This is a genomic window from Phenylobacterium sp. (genome assembly GCF_035276905.1).
In the GTDB taxonomy this organism is placed as follows: Bacteria; Pseudomonadota; Alphaproteobacteria; order Caulobacterales; family Caulobacteraceae; genus Phenylobacterium.
Genome location: NZ_DATELG010000307.1, coordinates 1 through 4,321 on the forward strand (window position 1 = coordinate 1; position 4,321 = coordinate 4,321).

General features: G+C 72.9%; 5 protein-coding genes. 4 read left to right on the top strand and 1 reads right to left on the bottom strand.

Annotated elements, in window-relative coordinates:
• Positions 1-169 precede the first annotated feature (169 nt).
• From VJS38_RS14390 to VJS38_RS14400, 3 genes are read left to right on the top strand one after another with little or no spacing between them, the layout of a single operon-like run.
• A complete protein-coding gene (locus tag VJS38_RS14390; protein WP_324088839.1) occupies positions 170-382 on the top strand; it encodes a DUF1656 domain-containing protein in 213 nt (70 codons plus the stop codon).
• A 4-nt stretch (positions 383-386) separates the two neighbouring features.
• Positions 387-1,289: an efflux RND transporter periplasmic adaptor subunit gene (locus tag VJS38_RS14395; RefSeq protein WP_324088840.1), complete on the top strand. Its 903-nt coding sequence runs from the start codon at positions 387-389 to the stop codon at positions 1,287-1,289.
• Positions 1,286-2,731, top strand: a complete 1,446-nt coding sequence (locus VJS38_RS14400; RefSeq protein WP_324088841.1) for a TolC family protein — start codon at positions 1,286-1,288, stop codon at positions 2,729-2,731. The genes VJS38_RS14395 and VJS38_RS14400 overlap by 4 nt, the downstream gene beginning before the upstream one ends.
• On the opposite strand, the gene VJS38_RS14405 is transcribed toward VJS38_RS14400, so the two are convergent.
• Complete coding sequence (locus VJS38_RS14405; protein WP_324088842.1) at positions 2,718-2,903, bottom strand: hypothetical protein; 186 nt, start codon at positions 2,901-2,903, stop codon at positions 2,718-2,720. The genes VJS38_RS14400 and VJS38_RS14405 overlap by 14 nt on opposite strands.
• Before the next feature lie 205 nt (positions 2,904-3,108).
• On the opposite strand from VJS38_RS14405, the gene VJS38_RS14410 reads away from it, so the two are divergent.
• A complete protein-coding gene (locus VJS38_RS14410; RefSeq protein WP_324088843.1) occupies positions 3,109-4,206 on the top strand; it encodes a hypothetical protein in 1,098 nt (365 codons plus the stop codon).
• Positions 4,207-4,321: the final 115 nt, after the last annotated feature.

Sequence of the window (4,321 nt, forward strand, 5' to 3'; positions counted from 1 at the left end):
CCCGCGATGGACGCCAGCCGCCCGGGGCCGACCTGCTCGCAGAGGTCGACGCCGCCCTCGCCGCCCTTGCCGCGGCCCCCGGCGCGGCGCCGCGCGAGACGGCCTCCGGCCTTGTCGGCCTGCGTCGCAACCTTTTTCCCGCCGCGCCGGCCTTCTCGGGAGGCGCCGCATGATCGGCGAAAGCGATGTCGGCGGCGTCTTCGTCTCGGCGGTCCTGGTGTCCGCCGTGATCGCGCTCGGCCTCTCCTTCCTCCTGCGGCGGCTGCTCGCGCTCGTCGGCGCCTACCGCTTCATCTGGCACCCGGCGCTCTTCGACACCGCCCTGTTCGTCATCCTCTGGGCGATTGTCGTCGCCCTGCCTGTCCGCCTCCCCCTCAGTTGATCCCATGCTTCGCCTCAAGCTCTCCTTCTCCGATCTCGCCCGCATGGCGGTCACGCTGGCGCTCGTGGCGGCGGCCCTGGTCGGCGCCCAGCGCCTGTGGGTGCACTTCCAGCGCGATCCCTGGACGCGCGACGGACGGGTGCGGGCCGACGTGGTGCAGATCGCCCCGGACGTTTCCGGCCTGGTGACCGAGGTGGCGGTCGCCGACAACGCAGCGGTCAAGCAGGGCCAGGTGCTGTTCGTCGTCGACCGCGACCGCTACACGCTCGCCCTGCGCCAGGCGGAGGCGGCCGTCGCGGCCCAGCGCTCGACCCTGGCCCAGGCCCGGCGCGAGCTCGCCCGCAACCGCGAGCTCGGCGATCTCGTCGCGGGCGAGACGTTGGAGCAGACCGAGGCCAAGGCCGAGCAGAGCCAGGCCATGCTCGCCCAGGCCGTCGCCGCGCGCGACGTCGCCGCCCTGAACCTGCAACGGACGGTGGTCCGCGCGCCGGTGGACGGCTACCTCTCGGACCTCACCCTGCGCACCGGCGACTACGTCACCTCGGGCAAGGCGGTGCTGGCGCTGATCGACGCCCACTCGTTCCGAGTCGAGGGCTATTTCGAGGAGACCAAGCTGCCCGGCCTGCACGTCGGCCAGCCCGTGCGGGTCAAGATCATGGGCGAGCCGACCCCCTTGCGCGGCCACGTCGCCAGCATCGCCCGGGGCATCGAGGACCGTGACCGCACGTCCGGCGCGAGCCTGCTGCCCTCGGTCACTCCAACCTTCAACTGGGTGCGGCTGGCCCAGCGGGTGCCGGTGCGCGTGGCGCTCGACGAGGCGCCGGCGGACGTCCGGCTGGTCGCCGGCCGCACCGCCACCGTCGAGGTCGTGGGGCCGAAACCGCAAGCATCAGGAGCGCGGCCATGAAGCGCCTGGCCCTTTTCGCCGCCGCCGGCCTTCTGGCGCTCGGCGCCTGCACCACCGTCGGCCCGAACTACAAGGTCCCCGAGGCCGCGGCGGTCAAGGCGCCCGCAGCCCAGGGACCGTTCCTGGGCGCGGGCTCGCGCGCGGTCTCGCAGGATCCGCTTCCGCCCGGCTGGTGGCGGCTCTACCACGACCCGACGCTCGACGCCCTGGAACAGCAGGCGCTGGCCGCCAATACGGACCTGCGGGTCGCCGCCGCCAACCTCGCGCGCGCCCAGGCGGTGGTCGGCGAGGCGCGGGCGGCAGGCGAGCCGACCGTGAACGTTTCCGGCTCCGTCGAGCGGGCGCGGGAATCCGGCGAGTCCTTCCTGCTGTTCGAACCGATCCCGCCGGAGAACCTGGCCGACGTCGGGCTGAAGGTCTCCTACACGATCGACCTCGTTGGCCGGCTGCGGCGCGTAGCCGAGGCGGCCCAGGCGGACGCAGAGGCCAGCCAGGCGGGCCTCGACCTCGCCCGGGTGAGCGTCGCCGGCGAGGTGGCCGCCGCCTACATCGACGCCTGCGCCGCAGGCGAGGAACTGGCCGTCGCGGGCCGCACCGTCGAGCTGCAGGCGCGAAACCTCGCCGTGACCGAGCGGCTGACGGCGGCCGGGCGCGGGACGGCGCTGGACGTCACCCGGGCGCGCGCCCTGGTCGCCCAGAGCCGGTCCAGCGCGCCCTCGCTGATCGCCCGCCGCCAGGCGGCGCTCTTCCGTCTGGCGGCGCTGACCGGCAAGCCGCCGGCGGAGTTCCCGACGGCCGTGGCGGACTGCGCCGTCCCGCCCAAGCTCGATCGACCGATCCCGATCGGCGACGGCGCGGCCCTGCTGCGCCGCCGGCCGGACGTGCGCCAGGCGGACCGGACCCTCACCGGCGCCACCGCCCGGATCGGCGTCGCCACCGCCGCCCTCTATCCCACGGTCACGCTCGGCCTCGGCGTCGGCTCGACGGGCCTGCTCGCCGACATCGGCCAGCCGGCGGCCAACCGCTGGAACGCCGGCTCGCTGATCTCCTGGACCTTCCCCACCGGCGGGGAGCGCGCGCGCATCCGCCAAGCCGACGCCGCCGCCGACGCCTCGCTCGCAAAGTTCGACGGCGTCGTGCTGAACGCGCTGCGGGAAACCGAGACCGCCCTGTCGGCTTACGCCCAGGACCTTCAGAGGAACGCCGACCTGCGCGCCGCGCGCGACGAGGCGGCCGTCGCCGAGGGCCAGGCCCAACGGCTCTACCGAGCCGGGCGCAGCCCCTACCTCACCGGTCTCGACGCGACGCGGACGCTCGCCCAGGCCGACGCGGCGCTGGCGGCGTCGAACAGCCAGGTCGCGGCCGATCAGGTGAAGCTGTTCCTGGCGCTGGGCGGCGGCTGGGAGCAGGCCCCGCCGGTGACCACTGTCAGCCGCCGCTGACGACGTCGCGCTCGTGCAGCGGGCGATAGGTCTCGGCGTCCGGCTCGCCGCCGGAGGGGCCCTTAAGGCCCCAGATGCCGACGCCGATCAGCACCAGCCCGGCTGGGCCGGTCAGGAGCCCCCAGCTGAGCCAGTCGAGCGGCGCCGGCAAGGACGCGAGGAGAAAGCTCATCACGCCTTGAGCCTAGCCGCGCCTCGTCGCCCACAGCTGTAGTTTCATTAATTTGGGCGACCAATGTTCGCCCGCGCCTCAATCGGCGTCAGCCCACGGAGATTCTGCGCGAATTGTGAGCGGCCAATTAGGCCACGCCGGAAAGTTGTCGTTAAACGTGACTGTCGCATCCTGCGCCCTCGACGGAATTCCACGAGTGGACGCCATGACGGTCGCGCAGCGCGATCGCGCCTTCCGCAGCCTGAAAGGGCTGGAGCGCACGGGCGCGACCAGCCGGGTGCTCAACTTCGCCGCGATCTCGGCCCGCAACGCCGAGCGCGGCGGCGAGCGGCTGGCCCCATTCTTCACCGCCGGCGTCCTCGGCGGAGCGCTGTTGATCAAGCACCGGCTGCGGGCGGACGAGCACAGCGTCTTCGCCCGGCCGCGCTACACCGGCACCAAACTGGTCATCCCCTTCGAGCGGACGGACCTCAGCCTCGGCGGCCGTTCGCTGTTCATCGGCCAGCAGGGCTGGACCAAGGCGGTCGGCTCGCTGCACGGCGATCCCAAGCCGCACGCCCACGACGTGGCGATCCTGGAGGCGCTGGACGAGCTGCCCTCGCTGGACCCGTTCCTGGTGCGCGAGCAGCTGAAGCGCCGGCAGTTCCAGGTCGCGGCGGCCTACTTCGTCCTGTCCGACGCCGACCTCGAACGGATGCACGGCTTCGTGCGCCACGAGCTGGAGGATCTGGTGCGCCTGGCCTGCGGCGGAGACCGCGTCAGCCACGAGACCGAGCGGCTGGTGCACGCCATCCTCTCGGGCGAGGAGGACCTCCGCCTGGAAGCCCTGCGCGGCGCGCTGCACCTGGAGGAGAGCGAGTACGGCGAAGGCCTCTTCTGCTGGCGCGGCCTGCTCTATTACAAGTGGTCGCTGCGCGACGTGCTGCCGACGCTGGAGGACATGATCGCCGACCTGGGCGCGGTGCGCCTCGTGGGCTCGCGCGGCCAGACGGTGCTCGACCGGGTCTACGAGCTGAAGAACCAGGTGGCGAACGGCTTCGCCCGCCGCACCCAGCAGGTCGGCCAGGCGCTGGCGGAGTACGACCAGGCCTACGCTCTGTTGCGCGACCAGATCGACCCCGCCGGCTTCTCGCGTTTCCTGATAGGCGCGCCCACCGTGTTCCGCGCGCTCGGCGAGGACATCGGCGTCATCTCCCACGCCGCCAGCTACTGGCGCTACCGCTTCCCGAGCGAGGAGCCGCTGCTGGCCGCGCCGGACGAGCTGATCGACATCCTCGAGGAATTCGCCCTGTCGCTGGAGTAGGGGCGCAATTGGGCGGCGAAGCTCAGTAGTCGGCCTTCAACGCCACATAGAAGGCGTAGCGGCCTTCGCGGCCGGCGTTCTGCACGCCCGGGCCGCCCGCGCCCAGCAGCGACCA